At 71.3% G+C, this 26,107-nt stretch carries 28 protein-coding genes; 16 read left to right on the top strand and 12 right to left on the bottom strand.

Going from position 1 to position 26,107, the window contains the following annotated elements; translation table 11 throughout:
• Window positions 1–6: 6 nt before the first annotated feature.
• The 5 genes from ABZ862_RS32750 to ABZ862_RS32730 all read right to left on the bottom strand — a co-directional run bounded on the left by ABZ862_RS32750 (window position 7) and on the right by ABZ862_RS32730 (window position 3,708).
• On the bottom strand, window positions 7–87 hold the full coding sequence (locus tag ABZ862_RS32750) for an Ms5788A family Cys-rich leader peptide (RefSeq protein ID WP_351055874.1): 81 nt from the start codon (window positions 85–87) through the stop codon (window positions 7–9).
• A gap of 279 nt (window positions 88–366) precedes the next feature.
• Window positions 367–1,104 (bottom strand): DUF2993 domain-containing protein, encoded by a 738-nt coding sequence (locus ABZ862_RS32745; protein WP_360966226.1) that lies wholly within the window; start codon window positions 1,102–1,104, stop codon window positions 367–369.
• A 253-nt stretch (window positions 1,105–1,357) separates the two neighbouring features.
• Entirely contained in the window at window positions 1,358–2,542 is a 1,185-nt protein-coding gene (locus ABZ862_RS32740; RefSeq protein WP_360966223.1) for a hypothetical protein, read from the bottom strand.
• Window positions 2,543–2,550: 8 nt separating this feature from the next.
• Window positions 2,551–2,805, bottom strand: a complete 255-nt coding sequence (locus tag ABZ862_RS32735; protein WP_360966220.1) for a MoaD/ThiS family protein — start codon at window positions 2,803–2,805, stop codon at window positions 2,551–2,553.
• Between the two features lie 63 nt (window positions 2,806–2,868).
• Entirely contained in the window at window positions 2,869–3,708 is an 840-nt protein-coding gene (locus ABZ862_RS32730; RefSeq protein WP_360966217.1) for an alpha/beta fold hydrolase, read from the bottom strand.
• 165 nt (window positions 3,709–3,873) lie between these two features.
• On the opposite strand from ABZ862_RS32730, the gene ABZ862_RS32725 reads away from it, so the two are divergent.
• The 6 genes from ABZ862_RS32725 (at window position 3,874) to ABZ862_RS32700 (ending at window position 9,945) form a co-directional block, all read left to right on the top strand.
• A complete protein-coding gene (locus ABZ862_RS32725; protein WP_360966214.1) occupies window positions 3,874–4,674 on the top strand; it encodes a response regulator transcription factor in 801 nt (266 codons plus the stop codon).
• A gap of 224 nt (window positions 4,675–4,898) precedes the next feature.
• Window positions 4,899–5,921, top strand: a complete 1,023-nt coding sequence (locus tag ABZ862_RS32720) for a LacI family DNA-binding transcriptional regulator (protein ID WP_360966211.1) — start codon at window positions 4,899–4,901, stop codon at window positions 5,919–5,921.
• Window positions 5,922–6,075: 154 nt separating this feature from the next.
• On the top strand, window positions 6,076–7,329 hold the full coding sequence (locus ABZ862_RS32715; protein WP_360966208.1) for a trypsin-like peptidase domain-containing protein: 1,254 nt from the start codon (window positions 6,076–6,078) through the stop codon (window positions 7,327–7,329).
• Between the two features lie 58 nt (window positions 7,330–7,387).
• Window positions 7,388–7,606 (top strand): hypothetical protein, encoded by a 219-nt coding sequence (locus ABZ862_RS32710; RefSeq protein WP_360966205.1) that lies wholly within the window; start codon window positions 7,388–7,390, stop codon window positions 7,604–7,606.
• A 132-nt stretch (window positions 7,607–7,738) separates the two neighbouring features.
• Window positions 7,739–8,473, top strand: a complete 735-nt coding sequence (locus ABZ862_RS32705) for a response regulator transcription factor (protein ID WP_360966202.1) — start codon at window positions 7,739–7,741, stop codon at window positions 8,471–8,473.
• The gene (locus ABZ862_RS32700) at window positions 8,470–9,945 is read left to right on the top strand and encodes a HAMP domain-containing sensor histidine kinase (RefSeq protein WP_360966199.1); all 1,476 of its coding nucleotides are present in this window, start codon (window positions 8,470–8,472) and stop codon (window positions 9,943–9,945) included. The genes ABZ862_RS32705 and ABZ862_RS32700 overlap by 4 nt, the downstream gene beginning before the upstream one ends.
• On the opposite strand, the gene ABZ862_RS32695 is transcribed toward ABZ862_RS32700, so the two are convergent.
• Together ABZ862_RS32695 and ABZ862_RS32690 are read right to left on the bottom strand one after the other, a co-directional pair.
• Entirely contained in the window at window positions 9,917–10,276 is a 360-nt protein-coding gene (locus ABZ862_RS32695) for a hypothetical protein (protein WP_360966196.1), read from the bottom strand. The two genes, ABZ862_RS32700 and ABZ862_RS32695, sit on opposite strands and share 29 nt — an antisense overlap.
• A complete protein-coding gene (locus tag ABZ862_RS32690) occupies window positions 10,273–10,623 on the bottom strand; it encodes a hypothetical protein (protein WP_360966193.1) in 351 nt (116 codons plus the stop codon). The genes ABZ862_RS32695 and ABZ862_RS32690 overlap by 4 nt, the downstream gene beginning before the upstream one ends.
• A 301-nt stretch (window positions 10,624–10,924) precedes the next feature.
• Here ABZ862_RS32690 and ABZ862_RS32685 point away from each other — a divergent pair, with 301 nt between their 5' ends.
• Both ABZ862_RS32685 and ABZ862_RS32680 read left to right on the top strand, forming a co-directional pair.
• Window positions 10,925–11,647 (top strand): methyltransferase domain-containing protein, encoded by a 723-nt coding sequence (locus tag ABZ862_RS32685; protein ID WP_360966190.1) that lies wholly within the window; start codon window positions 10,925–10,927, stop codon window positions 11,645–11,647.
• 198 nt (window positions 11,648–11,845) lie between these two features.
• A complete protein-coding gene (locus ABZ862_RS32680; protein WP_360966187.1) occupies window positions 11,846–12,577 on the top strand; it encodes a response regulator transcription factor in 732 nt (243 codons plus the stop codon).
• Here ABZ862_RS32680 and ABZ862_RS32675 read toward each other — a convergent pair.
• The 3 genes from ABZ862_RS32675 to ABZ862_RS32665 all read right to left on the bottom strand — a co-directional run bounded on the left by ABZ862_RS32675 (window position 12,567) and on the right by ABZ862_RS32665 (window position 16,751).
• A complete protein-coding gene (locus ABZ862_RS32675; protein WP_360966184.1) occupies window positions 12,567–14,351 on the bottom strand; it encodes an ABC transporter ATP-binding protein in 1,785 nt (594 codons plus the stop codon). The genes ABZ862_RS32680 and ABZ862_RS32675 overlap by 11 nt on opposite strands.
• 115 nt (window positions 14,352–14,466) lie before the next feature.
• A complete protein-coding gene (locus tag ABZ862_RS32670; RefSeq protein WP_360966181.1) occupies window positions 14,467–14,595 on the bottom strand; it encodes a hypothetical protein in 129 nt (42 codons plus the stop codon).
• 284 nt (window positions 14,596–14,879) lie between these two features.
• A complete protein-coding gene (locus ABZ862_RS32665) occupies window positions 14,880–16,751 on the bottom strand; it encodes a bifunctional metallophosphatase/5'-nucleotidase (RefSeq protein WP_360966178.1) in 1,872 nt (623 codons plus the stop codon).
• 159 nt (window positions 16,752–16,910) lie between these two features.
• Between ABZ862_RS32665 and mshD the strand changes: the two genes are divergently transcribed.
• From mshD to ABZ862_RS32645, 4 genes are all read left to right on the top strand, one after another.
• The gene (gene mshD, locus ABZ862_RS32660; protein ID WP_360966175.1) at window positions 16,911–17,888 is read left to right on the top strand and encodes a mycothiol synthase; all 978 of its coding nucleotides are present in this window, start codon (window positions 16,911–16,913) and stop codon (window positions 17,886–17,888) included.
• A 341-nt stretch (window positions 17,889–18,229) separates the two neighbouring features.
• Window positions 18,230–20,605 carry an RNA degradosome polyphosphate kinase gene (locus tag ABZ862_RS32655; RefSeq protein WP_360966172.1) on the top strand — a complete coding sequence of 792 codons (2,376 nt, stop codon included), beginning with the start codon at window positions 18,230–18,232 and terminating at the stop codon, window positions 20,603–20,605.
• 94 nt (window positions 20,606–20,699) lie between these two features.
• Entirely contained in the window at window positions 20,700–21,737 is a 1,038-nt protein-coding gene (locus tag ABZ862_RS32650; protein ID WP_360966378.1) for a CHAD domain-containing protein, read from the top strand.
• A 169-nt stretch (window positions 21,738–21,906) separates the two neighbouring features.
• Complete coding sequence (locus ABZ862_RS32645) at window positions 21,907–22,323, top strand: NUDIX hydrolase (protein WP_360966375.1); 417 nt, start codon at window positions 21,907–21,909, stop codon at window positions 22,321–22,323.
• A 50-nt stretch (window positions 22,324–22,373) separates the two neighbouring features.
• Here ABZ862_RS32645 and ABZ862_RS32640 read toward each other — a convergent pair whose 3' ends face one another.
• Window positions 22,374–22,547, bottom strand: a complete 174-nt coding sequence (locus ABZ862_RS32640; protein ID WP_360966169.1) for a hypothetical protein — start codon at window positions 22,545–22,547, stop codon at window positions 22,374–22,376.
• Window positions 22,548–22,694: 147 nt separating this feature from the next.
• Between ABZ862_RS32640 and ABZ862_RS32635 the strand changes: the two genes are divergently transcribed.
• Entirely contained in the window at window positions 22,695–23,546 is an 852-nt protein-coding gene (locus tag ABZ862_RS32635; RefSeq protein ID WP_360966166.1) for a hypothetical protein, read from the top strand.
• 166 nt (window positions 23,547–23,712) lie between these two features.
• On the top strand, window positions 23,713–23,892 hold the full coding sequence (locus ABZ862_RS32630; protein WP_360966164.1) for a hypothetical protein: 180 nt from the start codon (window positions 23,713–23,715) through the stop codon (window positions 23,890–23,892).
• 32 nt (window positions 23,893–23,924) lie between these two features.
• Here the strand turns inward: ABZ862_RS32630 and ABZ862_RS32625 are convergent, their stop codons facing one another.
• Entirely contained in the window at window positions 23,925–24,284 is a 360-nt protein-coding gene (locus ABZ862_RS32625) for a metal-sensitive transcriptional regulator (RefSeq protein ID WP_360966161.1), read from the bottom strand.
• Between the two features lie 195 nt (window positions 24,285–24,479).
• Between ABZ862_RS32625 and ABZ862_RS32620 the strand changes: the two genes are divergently transcribed.
• Window positions 24,480–25,100 carry a DUF47 family protein gene (locus ABZ862_RS32620; protein WP_360966158.1) on the top strand — a complete coding sequence of 207 codons (621 nt, stop codon included), beginning with the start codon at window positions 24,480–24,482 and terminating at the stop codon, window positions 25,098–25,100.
• An 8-nt stretch (window positions 25,101–25,108) separates the two neighbouring features.
• Entirely contained in the window at window positions 25,109–26,107 is a 999-nt protein-coding gene (locus ABZ862_RS32615) for an inorganic phosphate transporter (protein WP_360966155.1), read from the top strand.

The raw sequence follows: 26,107 nt of genomic DNA, 5'->3' as shown, positions 1-26,107 counted from the left end.
GTCCGCTCAGAAGGGGCGACAGAGCATGGCGGCCACGCGGCACAGGTCGACTGCCCGCCGCTTCGTGAGATCCGCTTGTCGCCTCATGGGCTCGATCGTAGGGACGGACCGGCGGACATGTCACCGGTGTGTCGTATTTTGAGACGCGATCGTCCGAGATGCGGGACGGGGTGCCCTGCGGGCGGCTCGGCGGAACCACCCGCGGTACGGCCGGCGGGCCCGGGAACGCCCCGCATCTGCGCTACGGACATCAGCGTCTCGGTGCGCGGACAGCCCGGTGTGCGGAACCAGGGCCCAGGGCCGGCGGCCGGCGAGCCGGAGACCGAGCGGCCGGGCTCCCGCGCCGTGCCCGCGCGCACGGGGCACCTACCCGGCGAGCTTGACGTTCGAACCCTTCACCGTGATCTCCACCCCGGTCTTCGCCGCCTCGACCTTGTCCAGCTGGATACCGCCGGGCAGCCCGTCGACCGTCTGGTCGAAGTCGGTGATGGACCGGATCCGGCTCTCGGCGAGCGACACGCCGCCGAACTTGGGCAGCGCGTCCGCGTGCACCCGCACGATGTCGCCCTTGGCGGTGACGGTGCTGAGCACGTAGACCGGGTCGGGCAGCTTCTTGCCGAGGATCTCCGCCTCGACGGCGACCTTGATCTTGCCGTTGCCGCCGTCGGAGAGGCCGATCACGCGGGCGGTGACACCCGGGGCGACCTGGGTGGTCTCGGACTTGGCGGTCTTCAGCAGCTCGTCGTACGAGATCATCGCCGACCCCGTCGCCGTGGACGCCGTGGCGGAGCTGTAGTCGCCGGAGAAGTCGACGCCCTTCATGTCGGCCTTGAGGTCGTCGATGCGGATGGTCCGGCCATCCTTGCCCGTGGACGCCTGGTAGTCCTTGATCCCGACCTCGATGTCGTCCAGCGAGCCGGACGCGACCTGGGTGAGGAACGGGAAGCCCTTGATGGACACGTCGGGGGTGGCGGCGAGGTTCTCCGTGGTCCGGAGCTTGTCCGCGGCCTGGCCCTCGGCGAAGTACACCGCGACCCGGTCCACGACGACGAACAGCCCTCCCAGGATCACGACGACGACCAGGAGTATTCGCAGTGCGCGCATGTTCGGGGTTCCCCCACCTCGACGGTCTGACGGATCAGCGGACTCGGGCTGACGGACCGGCGGTCCGCCGATGTGACGGACCGCCGGATCGCGGAAGGCCGCCGAGCGTGACTCTAGCCCTGAACACGCCGACGGCCGACGGATTGTCGATCACCTGTGACACAGACGCGTGCACACCACACCTGGAACACGGCGCGCGGCGCACGGCGCACCGCTCGTGGCACGCGGCGGATCGCGGCCCTCCGTCCGGTACCTAGCCCAGTACCCGTCCCAGGATCCACACCGCCGGCGCCGCCGCCGTCAGCGGCAGGGCCACGCCCGCGGTGAAGTGGACGAAGCGGGAGGGGTAGTCGTAGCTCGCGACCCGGTGGCCGACGCACGCGAAGAGCGCCGCGGCGGCGCCCAGTACGGCGCCCTGGCCGCCGAGGTCCGTCATGCCACCCACCGCGTAGCCCGCGCCCGCCCCGGCGAGCAGCGCCACCACGACCGAGAGCACGGTCGGCAGCGGCAGGGCCCGTACGACGATCGCCACGGCGACCGCGGCGGCGCCGACGGTGACGGCGTCCGGAACGGCCGCCAGATAGCCGCCCGCGACGATCGCCAGGGCGGCGGAGGCGACGCCCGCCATCAGGCCGTACATCCGGGTGTCGGGGTCGGCGTGCGAGCGCAGGTTCAGTACGAGGGAGAGCAGGACCCACACGCCCAGGGTGCCGAGGATCGCGGCGGGCCCGTGCGAGCGGCCCGCCGTCAGCACGGCCGCGTCCGCGACGAGCGCGCCGAGGAAGGCGAGGGCGATGCCCTGCCGGGCGGGCCACATGCCGTTCAGCCGGAACCAGCCCGCCGCCGTGACGGCCTGGAGCAGGACCAGCGGCACGACCAGCGCGTACGAGCCGACGGTCGCCGCGCCCGCGAGCAGCAGGCCCAGCAGCGCGGTGAGCGCCGCGGGCTGGATGCCGGGCTCGATGATCGGGGAGCGGCCCTCGAGGCGGGCGCGCTGGGCGTCGGTGACGCGGGCGTTGCCGCCGAGGGTGGCGGGACCGTAGGCCGACTCGCCGGATGCCGCGGACGGCGCGGCTGGCGCGGACGGCGTGGATGCCGCGGGAGCCGTCCGCGCCGGTGGCTGGACGGCGGGGGCGGGCATGGGCGCCGGGGCGGGGGTGGGCGCGGTCTGTACCGGGGCCTGGAGCTGGGTCTCCCAGGTCTGGCCCTGCCACTGCTGCGTCTGCTGCAGCGGGTCCTCGTAGGACTGCTGGTAGGCCTGCTGGGGGTGCGGCTGAGGCTGCTGATGCTGGTGAGGCTGCTGCGCCGCGGGCCACTCCTGTTGCTGCGGGCCGCCGTACTGCTGCCGGGTCCCGTACTGCCCGGCGTACGGGTCGTACCCCTCGTACCCCTGCTGGTGAGGCTGCTGCCCGTGGGGCTGCTGAGGCTGGTCGGTCATCGGTCTCGTCATCCTCCTGCGAACGGCGGGAGCACTTCGACCGTGCCGCCCTCGGCCAGCCGTACCGTCTCATGTCCGCGCGTCCCCACGGGAGCGCTGTCGACGAGGAACGAGCACCGTTGCAGGACCCGCACCAGTTCGCCGGGGTGACGCTCGCGCGCGGAGTCGAGCGCCTCGGCGAGCGTGGCGGCCTCGTGGGGTTCCTCGGCGACCCCGGCCGCGGCCTTGGCGGCGGCCCAATAACGCACCGTGACCTTTGCCATCTCGTCCCCAGGGTCCCTCGTCGTGATCGATGCCGATGTGCCGGTGGCTGTGAACACCCCAGGCTAGCCCTCCCGGGACACCGCCCAGTCCCCTATACGGCGCAGCAGGTCGTCGCCGACCGCGTTCTCGGCGTGGCCCATGCCGGGCTCCACCCAGAGTTCGCCGTGGTCACCGGCCGCCTCGGCGAGGCTGCGGGGGTGGTCGAGGGGGAAGTAGCCGTCCTGGTCGCCGTGCACGACGAGCAGCGGCACCGGTGCGATCCGGGGCACCGCCTGCACCGGCGACAGCGGCACCGGGTCCCACTCCCGGCGGTCGATACGGGTGCGGAAGCCGTAGCGGCCGACGAGCCGCCCCTCCGGCCGGGTCACCAGCCAGTGCAGCCGCCGCATGGGCGCGGTGCCCCGGTAGTACCAGCGGGCCGGGGCGCTGACCGAGACCACGGCGGCCACGCCCGCGGGGTGCAGCGCGGCGTGCCGCAGTACGACGGAGCCGCCCATCGAGAAGCCGACGGTCACGATGCGGGTGTGCCCCAGGTCCCGGGCCCAGCTGACGGCGGCCTCCAGGTCGAGGACCTCGCGGTCGCCGACGGTCGACAGGCCGCCGGAGGCGCCGTGCCCCCGGAAGGAGAAGGTCACCACGGCCCCGTAGGCGGCGAGCACCTGGGCGACCCGGCGCACCTGCGGCCGGTCGGCGTCGCCGGTGAACCCGTGGGCGACGACGAACGCCAGGTCACGGGAAGATGGCGCGGAGGCGTCGTATACAGCGGAGGCGGGATCGTATACGGAATCGATCGAAATCCCGTCGGTGGTGTGCAGAAACGTCCGCAATGGTGCGCGTCTGCTCGTCTCGGAGTTCGGACGAATGGTGGAACGTGCCACATGACCTGCCGGACCGTTGCTCATGTGGGCTATTCTGCTGTGCAGAGGACTCGGGCAGCGAAGCCCCCGGGTCCTTTTGTGCTTTCGGAAGCGTTGTATACGAAGCGGGTAACCGCAGGTGTACGGGGCCCCGGGATCGCAGAGCAGTACCGCAAACGTCCTCGCAGGGACCGAGGAGGAAAACGACGTATGAGTTCTCTGCTGCTCCTGACCAACGCCCTTCAGCCGTCGACGGAGGTCCTGCCGGCTCTCGGCCTGCTGCTGCACAGCGTGCGTGTGGCTCCCGCCGAAGGCCCCGCCCTCGTCGACACCCCGGGCGCCGACGTCATCCTGATCGACGGCCGGCGTGACCTCCCCCAGGTGCGCAGCCTGTGCCAGCTGCTGCGTTCCACGGGCCCCGGCTGCCCGCTCATCCTCGTCGTGACCGAGGGCGGCCTCGCCGCGGTCACCGCCGACTGGGGCATCGACGACGTGCTCCTCGACACGGCGGGCCCCGCCGAGGTGGAGGCACGGCTGAGGCTGGCCATGGGCCGCCAGCAGATCGTCAACGACGACTCCCCGATGGAGATCCGCAACGGCGACCTGTCGGTCGACGAGGCGACGTACTCCGCGAAGCTCAAGGGCCGGGTGCTGGACCTGACCTTCAAGGAGTTCGAGCTCCTGAAGTACCTCGCGCAGCACCCCGGCCGCGTGTTCACCCGGGCCCAGCTGCTCCAGGAGGTCTGGGGCTACGACTACTTCGGCGGCACCCGGACGGTCGACGTGCACGTACGGCGGCTGCGGGCCAAGCTCGGCCCGGAGCACGAGTCCCTCATCGGGACGGTACGCAACGTGGGCTACCGGTTCGTCACCCCGGAGAAGGGCGGCGCGGGCGCGGCCGAGGAGGCGAAGGCCAAGGCGGCCGCGGTCCAGTCCGGCGCCGGGACCGGCACCGGCGGCGCGGGCGACTCGGCCGCCGTGGTCGGCGCCGAGGTCTCCGCCGACGTCTGACGACGTCCGACCGGCGCCGAGCCCGACCGGCACCCCGCACCACCCGGCAGCACCTCGCACCACCCGGCGGTACCCCAGCGGTACCCGGCGGCACCTGGCAGCGCCCCGCACGACCGCGCGTCATCGCGCGCGGTCGTGCGGGGCGCTGCGCATCGCGCGGCGGGCGCGTCTCACGTTTTTGATACGCCCTGCCCAGCGCGGGTCTCTCCGCGTAGACTCCGCGCGTGGCCAAGGTGACTCGGGACGATGTGGCGCGGCTGGCGGGGACCTCTACCGCCGTGGTCAGCTATGTCATCAACAACGGACCCCGGCCGGTCGCACCGGCCACGCGCGAGCGTGTCCTCGCCGCGATCAAGGAACTGGGGTACCGGCCCGACCGCGTCGCCCAGGCGATGGCGTCCCGGCGTACGGATCTCATAGGACTGATCGTGCCGGACGCCCGCCAGCCGTTCTTCGGGGAAATGGCCCACGCGGTCGAGCAGGCCGCGTCCGAGCGCGGGAAAATGGTCCTCGTCGGCAATTCCGACTACATCGGCGAACGCGAGGTCCATTACCTGCGCGCATTCCTCGGAATGCGGGTCTCGGGCCTCATCCTCGTCTCGCACGCGCTGAACGATCTCGCGGCCGCCGAGATCGACGCCTGGGACGCCCGGGTGGTGCTGCTCCACGAGCGGCCGGAGGCCATCGACGACGTGGCCGTCGTGACGGACGACCTGGGCGGCGCCCAGCTCGCCGTACGGCATCTGCTGGAGCACGGCTACCCCTACGTGGCCTGCATGGGCGGCACCGCCGAGACCCCCGCCGTGGGCGACCCGGTCTCCGACCACGTCGAGGGCTGGCGGCGCGCCATGGCCGAGGCGGGGATCAGCACCGAGGGCCGGCTGTACGAGGCTCCGTACAACCGCTACGACGCCTACCAGGTGGCGCTGGAGGTCCTGGCGGGACCCGACCGCCCGCCGGCGTTCTTCTGCTCCACCGACGACCAGGCCATCGGTCTGCTGCGGGCGGCGCGCGAACTGCGCATCGACGTGCCCGGCGAGCTGGCGGTGGCGGGCTTCGACGACATCAAGGAGGCCGCGCTGGCCGACCCGCCGCTGACGACGGTCGCCTCGGACCGCTCGGCGATGGCGCGGGCGGCGGTGGACCTCGTCCTGGACGACGGGCTGCGCGTCGCGGGCTCACGGCGGGAGCGGCTGAAGGTGTTCCCGTCCCGGCTGACGGTACGGCGGTCGTGCGGGTGCGAGTGAGCGGGTCCCGGGCGCTGCCCGGCGTTCGCTGAGAGAAGTCTGAGAGCCGCGCCGCAGACCGCGAGGGCGTCTTTATATCGGGCATACGAGGTTCTGCCGGGCTTCTCAGCGGGCACTCAGCTGGCTCTCATGGTCGCGGGACATGCTTTTTGACATGACCGAGAGCTTCCGCCGCAGCGGCGCGTACGAGTCCCCCCGGGGTGACGGCACGCAGGGCACCACCATGGCCCCGCAGCCGACGTACCCCCAGCAGCAGCACTCCGCCTCCGCCGTGGACCCGGAGTGGCCGCCCCCGCCGGCGTACGGCCCGGCAGAGCCGTTCAGCGGCGAACCGTTCACCGCCGAGCCGCTCGCCGCCGAGCAGGGCGCGGCTCCGTGGCCGGGCCGGCCGGCGCAGGCACCGCCGTCGGCGCACCCGGCGCAGGGCATGCAGCCGGCGTACGCGGCGGGCACCGGTCAGGACACCACCGCCGGCCACGGCGGTGACGGCACCGCCGTCTTCCCCGCTCCCCCGGCCGCCGACGGCGCCCCGAAGAAGCGCACCCGGGGCCCGATAGCCCTGCTGGCCGCCGTGGCGATCGTGGCGGCGGCGGTCGGCGGCGGCACCGCGTACGCCTTCCAGGAGCTGACCGGCAAGAGCACGGTCGCCACCAGCTCCACCAGCACGAGTGTGGTGCCCTCCAGCAAGAAGGGCTCGATCTCCGCGATCGCCGCCGCGGTCAGCCCGAGCGTCGTCGAGGTCACCGCCACGCTCAGCAACGGCACGTCGACCGGCGCCGGTGTGATCATCACCAGCGGTGGTGAGATCGTCACCAACAACCACGTCATCTCCGGCGCGTCCTCGATCAAGGTGAAGACCAGCGACGGCAAGTCCTACACCGCCGAGGTCGTCGGCACCGACAGCAAGAAGGACCTCGCCCTGATCAAGGCGCAGAGCGCCTCGGGCCTGAAGGCGGCCTCGCTGGGCGACTCCAGCGGGGTCCAGGTCGGCGACGAGGTCGTGGCGATCGGCTCGCCCGAGGGCCTGACCGGCACCGTCACCAGCGGCATCGTCTCCGCGCTGAACCGTGACGTGACCGTGTCGACCGACGAGAACCAGGGCCAGAACCAGGGCGGCGACGGCAACTGGCCGTTCCAGTTCGGCGGTCGGCAGTTCAACGGCGACACCGGCTCGTCCACGACGACGTACAAGGCCCTCCAGACCGACGCCTCGCTCAACCCCGGCAACTCCGGCGGCGCGCTGATCGACATGAACGGCAACATCGTCGGCATCAACTCGGCGATGTACTCGTCCGGTTCGAGCTCCTCGTCGTCCTCGGACGCGGGCAGCGTGGGCCTCGGCTTCGCCATCCCGATCAACACCGTCAAGTCCGACCTGGCCACCCTGCGGTCGGGTTCCACCAACTGACGCGACGACCCGGCCCGCACCTACTCCGGCACACGCCCACTCCGGCAAGGAGCACGACATGAGCACGTCCCGCACCACCGTCCCGATCCAGCGGATCTCCCACGTCCCGGCCGGCGCGGGCGCCGCCGACTTCACCCTCGCCCTGGAGGTCGCGTACGGCCTCCACACCCCGGCGGGCCGCGCCCCCGAGGTGGCGACCACGCCGCCCACGTCGCTGGGCACCACCCGCCGCACCAAGGCCCGCTCCCGCCACTACGCCCCGTCCCGGGCCGCCTGACCGGACGCACCGCCTTCCTCGCTTCATGACCGGACCGGGAACATGCGACGCTGAACACGCCGGACCCGTCGGCCCAGCACCCGTAGCCGCACCCCGCCCCGTCACCGACCGCACCAGAGGAACCCGACACCCATGAGCCCCGCCGAAGGCGACCGTGACCCCCAGCGCATCCTGATCGTCGACGACGAACCGGCGGTCCGCGAAGCACTCCAGCGCAGCCTCGCCTTCGAGGGATACGACACGAAGGTCGCCGTGGACGGCGCGGACGCCCTGGAGAAGGCCACCGCCTACCAGCCCGACCTGGTCGTCCTCGACATCCAGATGCCCCGCATGGACGGCCTGACCGCCGCCCGCCGGATCCGCGGCGCGGGCGACATGACCCCGATCCTGATGCTGACGGCACGGGACACGGTGGGCGACCGGGTCACGGGTCTGGACGCCGGGGCCGACGACTACCTGGTCAAGCCGTTCGAACTGGACGAGCTGTTCGCCCGCATCCGCGCGCTGCTGCGCCGCAGCTCCTACGCCGCGACGGTCGTCGGCGCCACGCAGGACGACGACGCGCTGACCTTCGCGGACCTGCGGATGGACCTGGCGACGCGGGAGGTCACCCGGGGCAGCCGGCAGGTGGAGCTGACCCGCACGGAGTTCACCCTGCTGGAGATGTTCATGGCGCACCCGCGCCAGGTCCTGACCCGCGAGCAGATCCTCAAGGCGGTCTGGGGCTTCGACTTCGAACCGTCGTCGAACTCCCTCGACGTCTACGTCATGTACCTGCGCCGCAAGACCGAGGCGGGCGGCGAGCCCCGCCTGGTCCACACGGTGCGCGGCGTGGGCTACGTACTGCGCCAGGGCGGCGCCGAGTGAAACGACTGGCCCACCGCTTCCGCACGCTGCCCATCCGGGCGCGGCTGGCGATGCTGGTCGCCGCCGCCGTGGCCTTCGCGGTGGCGGCGGTCTCGGTGACCTGCTGGTTCATCGTGCAGGGGAAACTGTACGACCAGGTGAACAGCGACCTCCGGAAAGCGGCGGCGCAGGCGGTGGCGCAATCGGAGAGGCGCGGTCCGCAGAACGAGATCGTCAGCGCCTTCAGCAACTGCACCACCACACCGCAGACGGCTCCCTTCGGCAGCTTCCGCGATGCCTATTCGGAGGCGATCACGGAGGCCGGAACGGTCTGCGTGCTGGAGAACTCGATCGGCAGGATCAGGATCACCGAGGGCGACAAGAAGATCGCCGCGAACACTGACAGCAGCAGCGCCGTGGTCCGCAACGGCACGGACTCTCAGGGCACCCCCGTACGGGTCCTGACCGTCCCGCTCGGACTGTCGGTGACCGAGAAGACAGGTGCCGTTTCCGGTACAGCCTTCGTCGTGGCCATGTCCCTCAAGGGAACCCAGAACACCCTCAACGACCTCGCCCTGATCCTCCTCATCGTCTCCGGCATCGGAGTCCTCGGCGCCGGCGCCGCCGGTCTCGCGGTCGCCCGCGCCGGTCTGCGCCCGGTGGACAAGCTCACCGAGGCCGTCGAGCACGTGGCCCGCACCGAGGACCTGGACATCCGCATCCCGGTGGAGGAGGACAGCGAGGACGAGATCGCCCGTCTGTCACGCTCCTTCAACTCGATGACCGCGTCCCTCGCCAGCTCCCGCGAGTTGCAGCAGCAGCTCATCGCGGACGCCGGCCACGAACTCCGCACCCCGCTCACCTCCCTGCGCACCAACATCGAACTCCTCACCCGCAGCGAGGAGATCGGCCGCCCCATCCCGGCGGAAGACCGCAAGGCACTCCTCGCCTCCGTCAAGGCGCAGATGACGGAACTGGCCTCCCTGATCGGCGACCTTCAGGAACTGTCCCGCTCGGAGGCCCAGCGCGGCGAACGCGCCCAGGTGATCTCCTTCGAGGACACGGTGGAGTCCGCCCTGCGCCGAGCCCGCCTGCGCGGCCCGGAACTGACGATCACGGCGGCACTCGAACCCTGGTACACCCGCGCGGAACCGGCGGCGCTGGAACGGGCGGTGGTCAACATCCTCGACAACGCGGTGAAGTTCAGCCCCGAGAGCGGCACGATCGAGGTCCGGCTGACGGATGGCGTCCTCACGGTCCGCGACCACGGCCCCGGCATCCCCGCCGACGAACTCCCCCACGTCTTCGACCGCTTCTGGCGCTCCCCCTCGGCCCGCGCCCTCCCCGGCTCCGGCCTGGGCCTGTCCATCGTGGCCCGCACGATCCAGCAGTCGGGCGGCGAGGTGTCCCTGACCCGCGCGGAGGGCGGCGGCACCCTGGCGACGGTACGACTGCCGGGAGCGCCTACGGCTCCGCCGGAAACGGCGCAATAGGTTCGGCTTCTTGCCAGAAGAACTCTTCGACCACGATCTGCGGATCTTCGGTTCGGCGGACGAAGCTGTACTTCAGCCAGCCGTATCCGCTGTCGAAGAAGCAGATGTGGCGGCCGCCCGGATCAGTGGACCGGCCCGGCACGACCCTCATGCCCTCGGGGAGCCCTGCGTCAGCATCGATGCCGCGGAAGTACGGGTCTTTCGCCGTCACCAGTTCCGCGCGCGCGGCGAGCACGATCTCACGAGCGTAGTCGGGCAGTGCCTCGAAAGAGACGCGAGCATCAGTCCGCCAGTCCATCTGCCAGGGCGGCCCCATGAACCCCTCAGTCACTCGCCGGGCTCCAGTTCTCGGACCCGGTGGTGAATCTTCGCCGCCTCTTCAAGCAGAGCTTTGGCTTCGGCGACGTCGGTGCACTCGTACGCGGCCCTGCGTTCGAGATCACGAACATGCGCGTCCAGCTCGGCGTCTCGGGCGAGGGCGTACTCACCCCACCAGCGGGCCATGAATGCCGGCACCGGACCGATGTCGTAGGCGTCGGCGATCGCCCACTTCCAGTGCGAGTCGAAGTCCGGAAGAAGGTCGGGAGTGTGCTCGGCGATGGCCTCGCGCAGCGCCTGAGGAGTCCGCTCGGGCATGGGGGGGATGGTCGGAGCGGAGTTCGCAGCGTGAGCAGCCATGACCGATGCCTTCCTTCGACGCGCCGTCCTCACGACCATAGCCGCCTCGCTCCCCGGGAATCAGTCGATCGCCTCTCAGCCACGAGATCACCCTGACGAAGACAAACGGCAGAAATCAAGAAAATCAGGCAGACATCATCTGAAGGTGTGATCACTCGCCTCCTTCTTGACCTGATCCATGGACCGTCGACCGGAGCAGAGCCGTGAGGCGGTCGGGCACAGCCACGGTCCGGGTGAATCCCAGGGGTGTGGCGAGATGTGGCTGTTGCCCTGGGTCCTGCCCGGACCCTACAAACGGGGCATGCCTCACACCGACACCGACACCACCCGCCCACGCCCCGCCTGGCTCTTCCGCGAGTACGAGCCCGTGGGCGTCGACCTGGGCACTCCGGAAGCGGTGGCCGCCTACGACCGCAATCAGGGCACCGACCCGGGCGCCGACGACGCCCTGCTCGACCGTCTCGGCGTCGGCGCGGGCACCCGCCTCGTCGACCTCGCCTGCGGCACGGGTTCCCTGGTGGTCCAGGCGGCCCGCCGCGGGGCCGAGGCACACGGCGTCGACGTCTCGGCGGAGATGCTCGCCTTCGCCCGGGCCAGGGCGGATCGGGCCGACGTGCACGCGTACTGGCACCGCGCCGGTTTCCTGGACTACGCGCACCGGGCGGCACCCGCGGACGTGGTCACCACCAAGGCGGCACTGCACCAGCTCCCGGACTTCTGGAAGCAGCAGGCGCTCCTCGACGCGGCGGCCCTGCTGCGGCCGGGCGGCACCTTCTACCTGTGGGACGTCGTCTTCGGCTTCCCTCCGGCCGACGCGGCGGAACGACTCCAGCAGTGGATCGACTCCGTGGCCAGCCCGGAGAATCAGGGGTTCACCCGGACCGACTTCGAGACCCACGTCCGGGAGGAGTTCTCCACCTACTCCTGGATCCTGGAAGGCATGCTGGAACGAGCAGGCTTCGACATCGTCTCGCACACGTCCCTCAGCCCCACCCACGGCGAGTTCCTCTGCCGTCGCCGCTGACGCCGGGGCTGTCGGCCCGGATCAGTCGATGCACGTGCGCATTGCTGCTCACGAAACCTGCCACGAAGCTCGACCGGGCCGTGGTGATCAACGCCATCGATCTGGTCGTCCTCTGACCGGCGAGGCCGCCCTTTGCTCCCCAGCTCACGCACATCCCGGTGCCAGGCTCGGCACAGCCCGTCGTCACATTTTTAAGGAATGGTGAGGACGATTCTGCTGGCCGACGACGATGCCGACATACGGGACGGAGTCGGGCGGCTGCTGAGGTTCGAGGGGTACGCGACCGTGCTCGTCGGGGACGGGCGGGGGGCGCTCGAGGTCATCGGCGGGCCCGGCGGTGAGCCCGATCTCGTGCTGATGGACGTCACCATGCCCGGCCTCGACGGGCTCGCCGCGACCCGGCGGCTGCGGGCCTCCGGGTGCACCGTGCCGATCCTCATGCTCACCGGCCGCAACGCCGTCGGCGACCGCATCGTCGCCCTCGACAACGGCGCCGACGACTACCTCGCCAAGCCGTTCGCCGCGGAGGAGCTGCTCGCACGGGTGCGGGCCCTGCTCCGGCGCAGTCCGCAGCGGGCGGCACCGGAGGAGGCGAGCGGTCCGGGCGGGGGGCTGCTGGGGTTCCAGGACGTCGTTCTCGACCCGGTCACGCGTGCCGTCACCCGGGGCGTGCGGGTGCTGGACCTGACGAGAACCGAGTTCGCCCTGCTCGCCTATCTGCTGCGGCATCCCGGCAAGGTGCTCAGTCGGCGGACGATCCTGCGGGACGTCTGGGGGCTCGACCTCGAACCGTCGTCCAACACGCTCGACGTGTATGTGATGTATCTGCGGCGGAAGCTGGAGTGCCAGGGCGAGTCCCGGCTCATCCATACCGTGCGCGGGCTGGGGTACAGCCTGCGCGGGGGCGAGGGCGGGGGCTCTACCACCTGAGGATCATCGTGTCCTCCGGCAGGACGGGGGGCACCGCCGTGCGCGGGAGGGAAGGTGAGGCCAGGCGGGCGTAGACGCCGTTGCGGGTCATCAGGGACTCGTGGGTGCCTTCCTCCACCAGACGGCCTCCGTCGACCACCAGGATGCGGTCCGCGTCGGGGGCCAGGCTCAGGTCGTGGGTGATCATGATGGTCGTACGGCCCGACATCAGGCGGCGCAGCGGGGCCATGATCTGGCGGGCGGAAACCGAGTCCAGGCCTGCCGTCGGCTCGTCGAGGATGAGGACGGGGGCGTTCCGGAGCATGGCGCGGGCTATCGCGACGCGCTTGAGCTGGCCGCCCGACAGGGCCGCCGTGCCGGGGGCCACGGGGGTGTCGTAGCCGTCGGGGAGGGCGGTGATGAAGTCGTGGGCCGCCGCGGACCGGGCCGCTTGCTCGATCTCCGCGTCGGTCGCGTCCGGGCGTCCGCACGCGATGTTCTCGCGGATCGTGCCGGTGAGGACGTGGGTCTCCTGGGGGAGGAGGGTGATGTGCGTGCGGACGAAGTCGAGGGGGAGGTCGTGCAGGGGCACGCCGTCCAGGCGGATCGCCCCGGCCGAGGGGTCGTAGAAGCGGGTCAGGAGCTTCGCCAGGGTCGACTTGCCGGCTCCGCTCGGGCCCGTCACCAGGAGCAGTTCGCCCGGGGCGGCCGTGCAGGTCACGTCGCGGAGGGAGGCGTGGGAGGCGCCGGGGTAGCGGAAGGAGACGTCGTGGCAGCTGACCCAGCCGCGCACCGGCCAGGGGGCCACCGGGTCCGCCGGGTCCGTCACCGACGGCCGCGCGTCCAGGATCTCGCCGATGCGTTCGGCGCCCGCCGTGGCCGCGGTGACCGTGAGGCCGAGCTGGCCGAGGCTGCGGACCGGCGGGTAGAGGTAGCCGATGAAGGCGGCGAAGGCGAGGAGCTGGCCCAGCGTCATGCGGCCGGCCGAGATCTCCCACACTCCGAGGCCGATCACCGTCAGTACGCACAGCGTCTCCACCACCTCGACGAACTGCTCGTACAGTTCGCCGAGCCGTGCCCCGCGCACGCTCGCCCGCAGCCATGCGCGGGCCTCGGTGTCCAGCCGCTTCTCCTCGTCCCGGGCGCGGTTGTACGCCTGGGTCATCACGATGTTGCCCAGTGACTCCTCGACGACGGAGGTGATCGCGCCGTCCGCCACCCGCTCGTCCCGTGACGCCGACCGGATACGGCCGGAGAAGCGGCGCGCGGCGATCAGGAAGAGAGGGGCCAGGACGAAGGTGGCCAGGGCCAGGTCCCAGCGGAGCCAGAAGGCGGCGCAGGCGTAGAAGACGGCCGAGAAAGCCGCCGATATCGTGGCTACGACGCCTGACACCACCATTTGTTCAATGGCCTCCACGTCTCCGGTGAGGCGCTCGACGAGGTCGCCCCGGCGGTGCCGCTGGAAGAAATGGGGTGGAAGATCCTGGACGTGCCGGAACACTCCGGCCCGCAGGCGCAGGACGAAACGCTCGGCGGTCCAGGTGGCGAGGGAATTGCCGAGGTAGCCGACGAGCGCGCCCAGTGCCGCGACGCCCAGCCAGGCCGCCGCCGGGCCCCAGAACGCGGACAGTGAGCCGGCCTTCAGGGCGTGGTCGGTGAGCTGGGCGAACAGCAGGATCGCGGCGGTCTCGGCGAGCGCGGACACCACCACGCACGCGACGATCGTCACGAGCCATCTGCGGTCGCCCCTGGTCAGCGGCCAGAAACGGCGGAAGGCGACGAGCGCTTCCCTCATGGCTGCGGCTTCCTTTCCCGCACGTTCGGGTACTTTTGGGCATGGCCGAGGCGGGGCCATCGGGCGGCGGTGGCAGTGCACCGCCGGGCCCGTCGGCCCCGCCTCGCGGCCTGGGTCAGCCCTGGTGCGCGACCGGGCGGCGCTTCGGGGCGGCCTTCTTCACGGTCTTCTTGGCGGCGGGCTTCGGGGCCGGGGCGGCGGCCTTGTGGTGCTTCTTGACGGGGACGATCTTGTGGAAGCTCATGGGTTTCTCCTTTGGATTTCCTGGGTTTGCTGTGGTTTTCGTCTTCGCGATCTTCGCTTTCGCTTCGTTCGCTTCCGACATCGAAAACATTACGTCACCCCGGAACCCGGAAAAGCCAAATCCGCTAAGACCTCGATGAAATACGCCTGAAAGCATTTTCAGGCGATCGCCGGAACCATCTACGCCTTTACACAGAATTGATGGCAGCAAAGAGAGGGCCCTGCCCGTACGGATGCCGTACGGGCAGGGCCCTGATGTCACGGGCAGCGCCGCGCTGCCTGGTGCTACTGCACGATCGTGATCCGGTTCGCCGCCGGAGGTGCGATCGGGGCCGCGGCCGACGAGTTGGCCGTCAGGTACTCCGCGAGGGCCGTCAGGTCGTCGGTGCCGACGAGGTCGCCGGTGCCGAGGCCCAGCGTGGTGAAGCCGTCGCCGCCGCCCGCGAGGAAGCTGTTCGTCGCGACGCGGTAGGTGGCCGCCGGGTCGATCGGGGCGCCGTTCAGCTTGATGGAGTCGGTGACGACCCGGTCCGCGCCCGACTTGGTGAGGTCGAGCGTGTACGTCAGGCCCGAGGAGATCTGCAGGATCTTCGGGGACGCCGCGTTGCTGCCGCTGACCTGCTCCTTGAGCACCTGGACGACCTGGGCGCCGGTGAAGTCCTGGAGGTTGACCGTGTTGGCGAAGGGCTGCACGGTGAAGCCCTCGGCGTACGTGACCACGCCGTCGCCCTCGGCGCCCTTGGCCGCGTAGGTCAGCCCGGCCCGGATGCCGCCGGGGTTCATCAGGGCGAGGTCGGTCTCCGGGTCCAGCTCCTTGCCGTACGCCAGCTGCGCGTCGGCGATCAGGTCGCCCAGCGGGGACTCGCTGCCGGTGTTGTCGATGTCGGCGGAGATGTAGCCGATGGCGCGGTTGCCGATGGGGGCGGCGAGGGTGTTCCACCTGGCGATCAGCTCGGTGAGGTCGGCCGCCTTGGGCACGTCCCGGGTGACCACCCGGTTGGCCGACTTCACGGCCGTACGCGCGATGTCACCCGTACGGCGGTCGTAGGTCAGCGTGGTGTCCGTGTAGAGGCGGCCGAAGGACGCGGCCGAGGTGACCATGCGCGGGTTGCCCGCCGGGTCGTCGATCGAGCAGACGTACGCCTGGTGGGTGTGGCCCGTCACCAGCGCGTCGACCTGCGGGGTGACGTTCTTGGCGATGTCGACGATCGGGCCCGAGATGCCGTCGCCCGCGCCCGGCGAGTCGCAGTCGTAGTTGTACGACGCCGACGCCGGCTGGCCGCCCTCGTGGATCAGGGCGACGATCGACTTCACGCCCTGCTTCTCCAGCACCTTGGCGTACTTGTTGATCGTCTCGGCCTCGTCCTTGAAGGCGAGGCCCTTCACGCCGTCCGCGGAGACGATGTTCGGCGTGCCCTCCAGGGTGACGCCGATGAAGCCGATCTTGACGCCGTTCTTCTTCCACACCCAGTACGGCTTGAGGATCGGCTTGCCGGTCTTCTCGTCGAGGACGTTGGCCGCCAGGTAGGGGAAGTCCGCACCCTCGAAGCCGTCGGGGGTGTAGCAGCCGTCGGTGGGGTGGCAGCCGCCGTTCTGGAGGCGGGCCAGTTCCCGCGCGCCCTCGTCGAACTCGTGGTTGCCGACGGACGTGACGTCCAGCTTCAGCTCGTTGAGCGCCTCGATGGTCGGCTCGTCGTGGAACAGGCCCGAGAGCAGCGGGGACGCGCCGACCATGTCGCCGCCGGCCGCGGTGATCGAGTACGGGTGGCCCTTGCGCGCCTCGCGCAGATGCGTGGCCAGATACTCGACGCCGCCCGCGTCGACCGTCTTCGTCGTGCCGTCCGCCTGGAGCTCGGTGACGCGGCCGGACGAGCCGGACGGGGGCTCCAGGTTGCCGTGCAGGTCGTTGAAGGAGAGGAGCTGGACGTCCTGGTAACGGGCGGGAGCGTGACCGCCGTGGCCCTTGCCGGGGGCGTGGCCGCCGCCGTGACCGTTGTCGTGGGCGTTCGCCGGGAGGGCGGCGGACAGGGCCGCGACGGTGGCCAGCGCCGCCGCCGTGGCGAACAGCCGCGCACCGCGCGTACGGCGTGCACGGCGTGCGGTGGCCGGCTGATGCGGCTGGTGGGGATGGTGCGGATGGGTGGAAGTGGCTGGCATGCGCCCCCCTGTGAGTCTGCTGTCGGTGTCGGCGTTCCGGCGCAGCCTAGGGTCAACGCGCGTAGCGCGGTAGATGGTTCGTGGTTAATTCCCGATGTCTCCTTTGCCGTGCCTTTGCCCGTCGGGTGGGTGCGGGAGGCTCCGCTTACGCTCGTACGCATGACCAGCGACGACACTGCGGGTCCGGGCCCCTCCTCCCGGGCCGTCGAGACCCATGCCGTACTCAGCCCTGACCAGGCGTCGGATGTCCTGGACCTGCTCGCCGAGGCCGCGCACGCGGACGGGCGGCAGGCGGTGTCCGAGCAGGGGCGGCTGCAACTGCGCGGCGGGGCGCGGGAGGGCGTCTCCCATCTGCTGCTGCGGGTCGACGGGCGGCTCGCCGGCTACGCGCAGCTGGAGGACACCGATCCGGTGGAGGCGCCGGCCGGTGAACTCGTCATCCGGCCGGCGTACCGCGGGCACGGGCACGGACGGGTGCTGGGTACGGCGCTGCTGGGCGCGTCCGGGAAGCGGCTGCGGGTGTGGGCGCACGGGGGACACTCCGCCGCCCGGCATCTCGCGCAGGTGCTCGGACTGACGCTGTTCCGTGAACTGCGGCAGATGCGGCGGTCGTTGGAGGACGGGGCGGAATCGGCCCAGCCGGGTCGGGCGGGCCGGGCGGATGCTGATGCGGGGTTCGGTGCGCCGGTGCTGCCGGAAGGGGTCGTCGTGCGCACCTTCGTGCCCGGGCAGGACGACGCGGCCTGGCTCGCCGTCAACTCCGCGGCGTTCGCCCACCATCCCGAGCAGGGTTCGCTGACGCAGCGGGACCTCGACGACCGGATGAGCCAGCCCTGGTTCGATCCGCGGGGCTTCTTCCTCGCCTTCCGGGACGACGAGCTCATCGGGTTCCACTGGACCAAGGTCCATGCCGAGGAGCAGCTCGGAGAGGTGTACGTGCTCGGGGTGCGGCCGGGGGCGCAGGGGGGCGGGCTCGGCAAGGCGCTCACCGTCATCGGGCTGCGGCATCTGGCCGCGGAGCGGGTGCCCACGGCGATGCTGTACGTCGATGCCGACAACCGGGCGGCCGTGGCGGTGTACGAGCGGCTGGGGTTCCGGACGTACGAGGTGGATCTGATGTACCGCACCGAGACGTGACGGGTGGCCTGCGGCCGGTTCTGCGGGGACGGGGCACGGGACCGCGGGGGCGGAGCCTGCCGGGCGCGAGGCCCAGGGGCTGCCAGGGGCCGGGCGCGGGGCCCGGGGCAGGTTTTTCGCCCCCGCCGCCCCTTCCCCGTTCCCGTCCCTGGGGGCTGCGCCCCCAGACCCCCTTTTCGGCCCTGCGGGCCTCGTCCTCGAACTCCCCCAGAGGGGGTGCCCCCAGGACGGGCTGGAACGGGCCGGGTGGGGCCGGGGGGACTTCCGGGGGCCGTTTCTCGCTAGCCGGGACGTCATGTGTCCTTAACCATTGATTCAGACGGGCTTGCAACGCTCAGTCAATGAAGCCCGCCGTGCCAGAGCCTTCGCCGCACCCGGCGCAGAATGCCGGGCCCGCGCTTTCCGACGCGCCTGTCTCACGCCTGGCGCGGAAGAATAGGGTCATGAGCCAGCAGAACGCCCAGGCACCGGTCAAGAAGTCCCAGCCCGCCCCGTCCGCGCCGCACGTCCCGGCGGAGCACGCGCAGCCCTCCGTGGGCTCCATCGCCGCGCACCGGCCGCACACGGTGGCCGCCACCGTCTCCGACCTGGAACCCGACATCGACGGCGACCTCGACGTGTACGAGGAGGCCCCGAACGTCGGCGGACCGCTGCCGCAGGGACGGTTCCTCGACCGGGAGCGGAGCTGGCTCGCGTTCAACGAGCGGGTCCTGGAGCTCGCCGAGGACCCGAACACGCCGCTGCTCGAGCGCGCCAACTTCCTCGCCATCTTCGCCAGCAACCTGGACGAGTTCTTCATGGTCCGGGTGGCCGGGCTGAAGCGGCGTATCGCCACCGGCGTGGCCACCCGGTCCGCCTCCGGGCTCCAGCCCCGCGAGGTGCTGGAGATGATCTGGGCCCGGTCGCGCGAGCTCATGGCCCGGCACGCCGCCTGCTACCACGAGGACGTCGCCCCCGCGCTCGCCGAGGAGGGCATCCACCTCGTCCGGTGGAGCGAGCTCACGGAGAAGGAGCAGGCGCGGCTGTTCACGCTGTTCCGGCACCAGATCTTCCCCGTCCTCACCCCGCTGGCCGTCGACCCCGCGCACCCGTTCCCGTACATCTCCGGCCTGTCCCTCAACCTGGCCGTCCGGGTCCGCAACCCCGTCACCGGCACCCCGCACTTCGCCCGGGTCAAGGTCCCGCCGCTGCTCAACCGCTTCCTGGAGGCCTCCCCCGGCCGTTACGTCCCCCTGGAGGACGTGATCGGCGCCCATCTGGAGGAGCTGTTCCCCGGCATGGAGGTGCTGGAGCACCACGCCTTCCGGGTCACCCGCAACGAGGACCTCGAGGTCGAGGAGGACGACGCCGAGAACCTGCTCCAGGCCCTGGAGAAGGAACTCATGCGCCGCCGCTTCGGGCCCCCGGTGCGCCTGGAGGTCGAGGAGAGCATCAACCAGGAGGTCCTGGACCTCCTGGTCCGCGAACTGAAGATCAACGAGGCCGAGGTCTACCCCCTCACCGGCCCCCTGGACCTCACCGGTCTCTTCCGCATCGCCGGTCTCGACCGCCCCGAGCTGAAGTACCGCAAGTTCGTCGCCGGCACCCACCGCGACCTCGCCGAGGTCGAGTCCGCCTCCGCGCCCGACATCTTCGCCGCGCTGCGCAGCCGCGACGTCCTGCTGCACCACCCGTATGACAGCTTCTCCACCTCCGTGCAGGCGTTCCTGGAGCAGGCCGCGGGCGACCCCGACGTCCTCGCGATCAAGCAGACCCTCTACCGCACCTCCGGCGACTCGCCGATCGTCGACGCGCTCATCGACGCCGCCGAGGCGGGCAAGCAGGTCCTGGTCCTCGTCGAGATCAAGGCCCGCTTCGACGAGCACGCCAACATCAAGTGGGCGCGCAAACTGGAGGAGGCGGGCTGCCACGTCGTCTACGGCCTCGTCGGGCTGAAGACGCACTGCAAGCTGTCCCTGGTGGTGCGCCAGGAGGGCGAGACGCTGCGCCGCTACAGCCACGTCGGCACCGGCAACTACCACCCCAAGACGGCCCGCCTCTACGAGGACCTCGGCCTGCTCACCGCCGACCCGCAGGTCGGCGCGGACCTCTCCGACCTGTTCAACCGGCTGTCCGGCTACTCCCGCCGGGAGACCTACCGCCGGCTGCTGGTCGCCCCCAAGTCCCTCCGGGACGGGCTGATCTCCCGGATCAACAAGGAGGTCCAGCACCACCGCGCGGGCCGCCCCGCCTACGTCCGCATCAAGGTCAACTCCATCGTCGACGAGGCCCTCGCCGACGCCCTCTACCGGGCGTCCCAGGCGGGCGTGCCCATCGACGTGTGGGTGCGCGGCATCTGCGCGCTGCGCCCCGGCGTGCCCGGCCTGTCGGACAACATGCGGGTCCGGTCCGTCCTCGGCCGCTTCCTGGAGCACTCCCGGATCTTCGCCTTCGGCAACGGCGGCGAACCCGAGGTGTGGATCGGCAGCGCCGACATGATGCACCGCAACCTCGACCGCCGTATCGAAGCCCTGGTCCGGGTCACCGACCCGGCCCATCGCGCATCCCTGAACCGGCTCCTCGAGTCCGGCATGTCCGACACCACTTCCTCCTGGCACCTGGGTCCCGACGGCGAGTGGACCCGGCACGCGACCGACGCGGACGGCCAGCCCCTGCGCAACGTCCAGGAGATGCTCATAGACGCCCGGAGGCGCCGGCGTGGCACAGCAACACCTTGAACCGACGGACCCCGCGGCCACCGGGACCGTCCCCGAGCGCCCGACCCCGGTCGAGCAGCGGGGCACCCCCACGGGGGACGCTCTCGCGTCCTACCTGAGGTCCCAGGCCACGGAGTTCCTCCGCGCCCTGCGCCAGCACCGGGAGACCGGCAGCGCGGCGGGCGGCGCGGAGGGGTCCGTCGGCGCGGCGCGCGCGCTGCGCCGCTCGGCCCGCCGCATCAGCGGCAGCCTGCACACCTTCCGCCCGCTCCTCGACGCCGGCTGGTCGGAGGAGATGCGTCCCGAGCTCGCCTGGCTCTCCGGGACGCTCGGGCTGGAGCACGCCTACGAGGCCCGGCTGGAGCGGCTGCTGGCGGCACTGCACCGGCTGTCGGGGGTGACGGTGTTCCCGCCCCGGTCCGGCCCCTCCGTACCGGCCGGCGGGCCTGCCGCCTCACCGGCCGGCGCACCGGTCGGCGGGCCGGTCGCCGCCCCCGCCGCCCGGCAGTCCGCCCAGCAGTCCAACGGGGGCACCCTGACCGTCGGCGCGGCCAAGGCCGGCGCCCTGCTGGAGCGCCAGCTCACCCTCGCCCGGACCCGCGCCCACTCCACGGCGCTCCAGGCCCTCGGCTCGTCCCGCTTCCACGCCGTCGCCGACAAGGTCGCCGTACTGGCCAGCGAGGTCCCGCTCACCCCGGCCGCACCCGCCACCGACCTGCGCCCGCTCGCCACCGCCGCCGAGGAACGCCTCACCGCCGCCGTCGCCGCGCTGCCGCTGGTCACCGCCGGGCACCCCTACAACGCCGAGGCCCTGGTCCACGGCCTGTCCCCGGACCCCGCCCCGCACCCCCAGGACGGCCCCTGGCACCAGGTACGGCTGCTGCTGCGCCTGCACCGCTACGCCCGTGAGGCGCAGTACGGGGACGACCTCCCCGTCGACGTACGGCTGCTCGCGGCCGGCCAGGCCCTCAACCGGCACCGTGACGCCTCGGAGGCGGCGGCCGCCGCGGCGTCGGCGGCGCGCACCCCGCGCATCGCGCCCGCGACGGCGTACGCCCTCGGGGTGCTGCACGCCGATCAGCGTCATGAGGTGGAGGCGGCCCGGTTTGCCTTCCAGCAGGCCTGGCAGAAACAGATCGTCGGCACCCCCTGACGCGCAGGTCCCCTTCCGAGGAGGCGGTGAGGCACCGGTGACCAGCCCGAAGGAAACCCCGAGCACGCCGAACACCCCGAACGGTCCGAGCACCCCGGATGCGCCCGGCGCAGCCGGCGCACCGGCCGCACCGGCCTCACCGGGCGGCGGCACCCCGGCGGACCCCGTCATCGAGGCCGCCGGCTGCGTGCTGTGGCGCCGGTCCCCCGTCGGCGGGGAGGTGGAGTTCTGCCTCGTCCACCGGCCGAAGTACGACGACTGGTCCCACCCCAAGGGCAAGCTGAAGCGCGGCGAGGAACCGCTGGCCGGGGCGCTGCGCGAGGTCGCCGAGGAGACCGGCTACGCCGCCGACCCCGGCAACCGGCTGACCACCCTGCACTATCTCGCCAACGGCCGCCCCAAACAGGTCCGTTACTGGGCGGCGGAGGCCGGAGGCGGCCGGTTCGTCCCGAACGACGAGGTGGACCGCATCCTGTGGCTGCCCCCGGTCGCGGCCCGCGACCGGCTCACCCAGCCGCGCGACCGCACCCTGATCGACGAGTTCCTCGCCCCGCTGCACCAGCGCACGGGCCCCGGCCGGCACTGACGGCCCGCCGCCGCGGGGTGGCGGAAAGGTTCCGGAAGGTCCGGAGGGGCTCAGGCGGCGGCGAGGTGGGCCGTGGCGTCCGAGCGGGCCAGGCTCCTGGCCCGGCGGGCCGGACCCCGCCAGCCGCAACTGCATCTGGCGAGGCAGAAGCGGCCCTGTTCGACCGTGGTCGTACGGTGTTCCCCGTCCAGCAGGGGCTGGTCCAACCCTTGGTACTGCGTCACACCGACAACGTTACCCACAGGGACTGTGAGGAACTCATGGGGCCGCCTCTTTCCCGGTCCCCGCCGCCCGGCGTGACCGCGCCTCCCCACCCGTCGTTAACCGGAGCGACAGGGGCCCGTGGCGGATGTACCGGGGGTAGGCAGGCGATGGCCAAGGAGCGGGAGCGGCAGCACGGACGGCGGCGCACGGCCGTCGCGGCGGTGCTGGTGGCGGCCGGTCTCTGCGCCTGCGTCACCGGCTGCGCGGGCGGCGGCGCGGCCGCGGAGGACGCGCGCGGGGTCTCCGGTGCGGTCGGGCTGCTGCGCCACGCGGCGGACGCGCTGCGCGGGGCGGGCAGTTCACGGGCCGCCACGGCGATGGAGATGGCGACCGGCGGCACCCGGGTCACCATCCGCGGCCGGGGCGGCTACGACTTCCGCCGCCGTCTGGGCCGGCTGAGGGTGACGCTGCCGCAGGACCCGACCGGGCTGAGCGAGCACCGGCCGATCACGGAGCTCCTCGCGCCGGGAGCCCTGTTCATGAAGAACCGGGGCGCGGGAGTACCGGCCGACAAATGGGTGCGGGTCGACACGGAGACGCTCTCCGACGGCAATCTCGTCACCGGCGGCGCCACCGATCCGCTCACCGCGGCGGAGGTGCTGTGCGGGACCCGGTCGGCGGTCTACCTCGGGCGGACCGACCTGGAGGGCACCGAGGTACGGCACTTCAGGGGCATCGCCGACCTCGCGGTGGCGGCGCGGGGCACTCCGGCGGACGGCAGGGCCGCGCTGCGGGCGGCGGCGGAGGGCTTCGCCACGGCCCGGGTGCCGTTCGACGCCTACCTCGACGACCAGGGCCGCATCCGCAAGCTGCGGCAGCAGTTCAGCTTCGTCAACGGTCACCGCCGCACCCCGGTCGCGGTCGCCTCGACGACGCTGCTCTACGACTTCGGCGCGCCGGTCGACGTACGGCTCCCGGCGCCGGGCGACATCTACGCGGGCCGGATCGCCGACGAGTGACCGGGCACGCCCGGGACGGACACGGCAGGGGCGGGCGCGGCCGGTCCCGGAGGCCGGAAAGGGACCTGTGCACTATGCGGACTAGTCCTCCGAACTAGCCCTTCCGTGCCATGCGCGGTGCGTAGGCTGCTCCCTACTCTAGGAAGTCGGTGTCGGCAGAGAAGAGGTGAAGCACGTGGCTCCGCTCGGCGGTACGGCGGTTCAGGACCACGTGGCCCTCGCCGAGATCGAACTGTGCGGCGAGCTGATGATCGCGGCCTCGGCCGCCGACGAGGAACGGCTCAGCCTGGAGAGCATCGACGAGGTGCTGAAGGTCGCCGAGGAGCGGGCGGCACCGGCGGGCTGACGGCTCCCGGCGGCCGGTCGGGCCGGGCCCGGTCACGTCCGCAGCAGCCGGCCGATCGCCTTGGTCGCCTCGTCCACCTTCATGTCGATCGCGTCGCCGCCCTGCCGGGCCGCGTCGGCGACGCAGTGCCGCAGATGCTCCTCCAGCAGCTGGAGGGCGAAGGACTGCAACGCCTTGGTGGACGCGGAGACCTGGGTGAGTATGTCGATGCAGTAGACGTCCTCCTCGACCATGCGTTGCAGGCCGCGGATCTGGCCCTCGACGCGGCGCAGCCGCTTGAGGTGCTCGTCCTTCTGATCGTGGTAGCCGTGCGTGGCGTGCTCGGCGACATGCCGGACATGCTCCGTGCCGTGCCCGGAGGGCGCCGCGGCGCCGGCCTCGGTGGTGGTCATGGCGTCCTCGTTCCGCAGACAGATACCCCTGGTGGGTATATGGTAACGAACTTTGCCGGGTAAGGAGCCCTTGGTACGCCCCCGTGCTGATCATCGTGCCTGATGGGCGACACTGGAGGACGGCCCCTTAGCCATGGCCGGAAGATGCCCTTAGCATCAGCCTGACCGAAACCGATGCAGCCCTAGGAACCCCACGTGCGCTTTCGTCTGACCCCCAGGGAGACGAGCTTCTATGACATGTTCGCCGCATCCGCGGACAACATCGTCACGGGCTCCAAGCTCCTCATGGAACTGCTCGGGGCGGACGCCTCCGCCCGGGCCGAGATCGCAGAGCGTATGCGGGCCGCGGAACACGCAGGTGACGACGCGACGCACGCGATCTTCCACCAGTTGAACTCCTCGTTCATCACGCCGTTCGACCGTGAGGACATCTACTCCCTCGCGAGCTCCCTCGACGACATCATGGACTTCATGGAGGAGGCCGTCGACCTGGTGGTCCTCTACAACGTCGAGGAACTACCGAAGGGCGTGGAGCAGCAGATCGAGGTACTGGCACGTGCCGCCGAACTGACGGCCGAGGCGATGCCGAACCTGCGGACGATGGCCAACCTGACCGAGTACTGGATCGAGGTCAACCGCCTCGAGAACCAGGCCGACCAGATCCACCGCAAGCTCCTCGCGCACCTCTTCAACGGCAAGTACGACGCCATCGAGGTGCTCAAGCTCAAGCAGATAGTCGACGTGCTGGAAGAGGCGGCGGACGCCTTCGAACATGTGGCGAACACGGTGGAGACCATCGCCGTCAAGGAGTCCTGAGCCGGTTCATGGACACCTTCGCTCTGGTCGTGACCATCGCGGTCGCGCTCTTCTTCACGTACACGAACGGCTTCCACGACTCCGCGAACGCGATCGCCACCTCGGTGTCCACCCGTGCGCTCACCCCGCGGGCGGCGCTCGCGATGGCCGCGGTCATGAACCTGGCCGGTGCGTTCTTCGGCTCCGGCGTGGCCAAGACGGTCAGCGAGGGGCTGATCGAGACGCCGACGGGCTCCCAGGGGATGGGCATCCTCTTCGCCGCGCTGGTCGGCGCGATCACCTGGAACCTGGTCACCTGGTACTTCGGGCTGCCGTCGTCGTCGTCCCACGCGCTGTTCGGGGGCATGGTGGGCGCGGCCCTCGCGGGCGGTACGAAGGTGCTGTGGACCGGGGTGCTCGACAAGATCGTGATCCCGATGTTCCTGTCACCGGTGGTGGGGCTGCTGGTCGGCTACCTGGTGATGACGGCGATCATGTGGCTGTTCCGCCGGGCCAATCCGCACCGGACGAAGCGCGGCTTCCGTATCGCGCAGACCGTCTCGGCGGCCGGGATGGCGCTCGGGCACGGTCTGCAGGACGCGCAGAAGACGATGGGCGTCGTGGTGATGGCGCTGGTCATCTCCGGCAACCAGACCTTCGGGGACCCGATCCCGGTGTGGGTGAAGATCATCTGCGCGGTGATGCTGTCGCTGGGCACGTACGCCGGCGGCTGGCGGATCATGCGGACGCTGGGGCGGAAGATCATCGAGCTGGACCCGCCGCAGGGGTTCGCCGCGGAGACGACGGGGGCGGCGATCATGTTCACGACGGCGTACCTGTTCCGGGCACCCGTGTCGACCACGCACGTGATCACTTCGGCGATCATGGGGGTGGGTGCGACGAAGCGGGTGAACGCTGTCCGCTGGGGGGTGGCCAAGAACATCGTGCTCGGGTGGTTCATCACCATGCCCGCGGCCGCGCTCGTCGCTGCGCTGGCCTACGGCGTGGTGGACGTGGTGTTCCTGTAG

The organism is Streptomyces sp. NPDC047000, assembly GCF_040644295.1.
Classification (GTDB): Bacteria; Actinomycetota; Actinomycetes; order Streptomycetales; family Streptomycetaceae; genus Streptomyces.
This window is presented reverse-complemented; position numbering and strand designations above follow the sequence as displayed.

Coding starts and splice junctions, on each gene's coding strand:
- ABZ862_RS32750 (WP_351055874.1), bottom strand. CDS start 87: ATGAGGCGACAAGCGGATCTCACGAAGCGGCGGGCAGTCGACCTGTGC.
- ABZ862_RS32745 (WP_360966226.1), bottom strand. CDS start 1,104: ATGCGCGCACTGCGAATACTCCTGGTCGTCGTCGTGATCCTGGGAGGG.
- ABZ862_RS32740 (WP_360966223.1), bottom strand. CDS start 2,542: ATGACCGACCAGCCTCAGCAGCCCCACGGGCAGCAGCCTCACCAGCAG.
- ABZ862_RS32735 (WP_360966220.1), bottom strand. CDS start 2,805: ATGGCAAAGGTCACGGTGCGTTATTGGGCCGCCGCCAAGGCCGCGGCC.
- ABZ862_RS32730 (WP_360966217.1), bottom strand. CDS start 3,708: ATGAGCAACGGTCCGGCAGGTCATGTGGCACGTTCCACCATTCGTCCG.
- ABZ862_RS32725 (WP_360966214.1), top strand. CDS start 3,874: ATGAGTTCTCTGCTGCTCCTGACCAACGCCCTTCAGCCGTCGACGGAG.
- ABZ862_RS32715 (WP_360966208.1), top strand. CDS start 6,076: ATGACCGAGAGCTTCCGCCGCAGCGGCGCGTACGAGTCCCCCCGGGGT.
- ABZ862_RS32710 (WP_360966205.1), top strand. CDS start 7,388: ATGAGCACGTCCCGCACCACCGTCCCGATCCAGCGGATCTCCCACGTC.
- ABZ862_RS32705 (WP_360966202.1), top strand. CDS start 7,739: ATGAGCCCCGCCGAAGGCGACCGTGACCCCCAGCGCATCCTGATCGTC.
- ABZ862_RS32690 (WP_360966193.1), bottom strand. CDS start 10,623: ATGGCTGCTCACGCTGCGAACTCCGCTCCGACCATCCCCCCCATGCCC.
- ABZ862_RS32685 (WP_360966190.1), top strand. CDS start 10,925: ATGCCTCACACCGACACCGACACCACCCGCCCACGCCCCGCCTGGCTC.
- ABZ862_RS32680 (WP_360966187.1), top strand. CDS start 11,846: ATGGTGAGGACGATTCTGCTGGCCGACGACGATGCCGACATACGGGAC.
- ABZ862_RS32675 (WP_360966184.1), bottom strand. CDS start 14,351: ATGAGGGAAGCGCTCGTCGCCTTCCGCCGTTTCTGGCCGCTGACCAGG.
- ABZ862_RS32670 (WP_360966181.1), bottom strand. CDS start 14,595: ATGAGCTTCCACAAGATCGTCCCCGTCAAGAAGCACCACAAGGCCGCC.
- ABZ862_RS32665 (WP_360966178.1), bottom strand. CDS start 16,751: ATGCCAGCCACTTCCACCCATCCGCACCATCCCCACCAGCCGCATCAG.
- mshD (WP_360966175.1), top strand. CDS start 16,911: ATGACCAGCGACGACACTGCGGGTCCGGGCCCCTCCTCCCGGGCCGTC.
- ABZ862_RS32655 (WP_360966172.1), top strand. CDS start 18,230: ATGAAGCCCGCCGTGCCAGAGCCTTCGCCGCACCCGGCGCAGAATGCC.
- ABZ862_RS32635 (WP_360966166.1), top strand. CDS start 22,695: ATGGCCAAGGAGCGGGAGCGGCAGCACGGACGGCGGCGCACGGCCGTC.
- ABZ862_RS32625 (WP_360966161.1), bottom strand. CDS start 24,284: ATGACCACCACCGAGGCCGGCGCCGCGGCGCCCTCCGGGCACGGCACG.
- ABZ862_RS32615 (WP_360966155.1), top strand. CDS start 25,109: ATGGACACCTTCGCTCTGGTCGTGACCATCGCGGTCGCGCTCTTCTTC.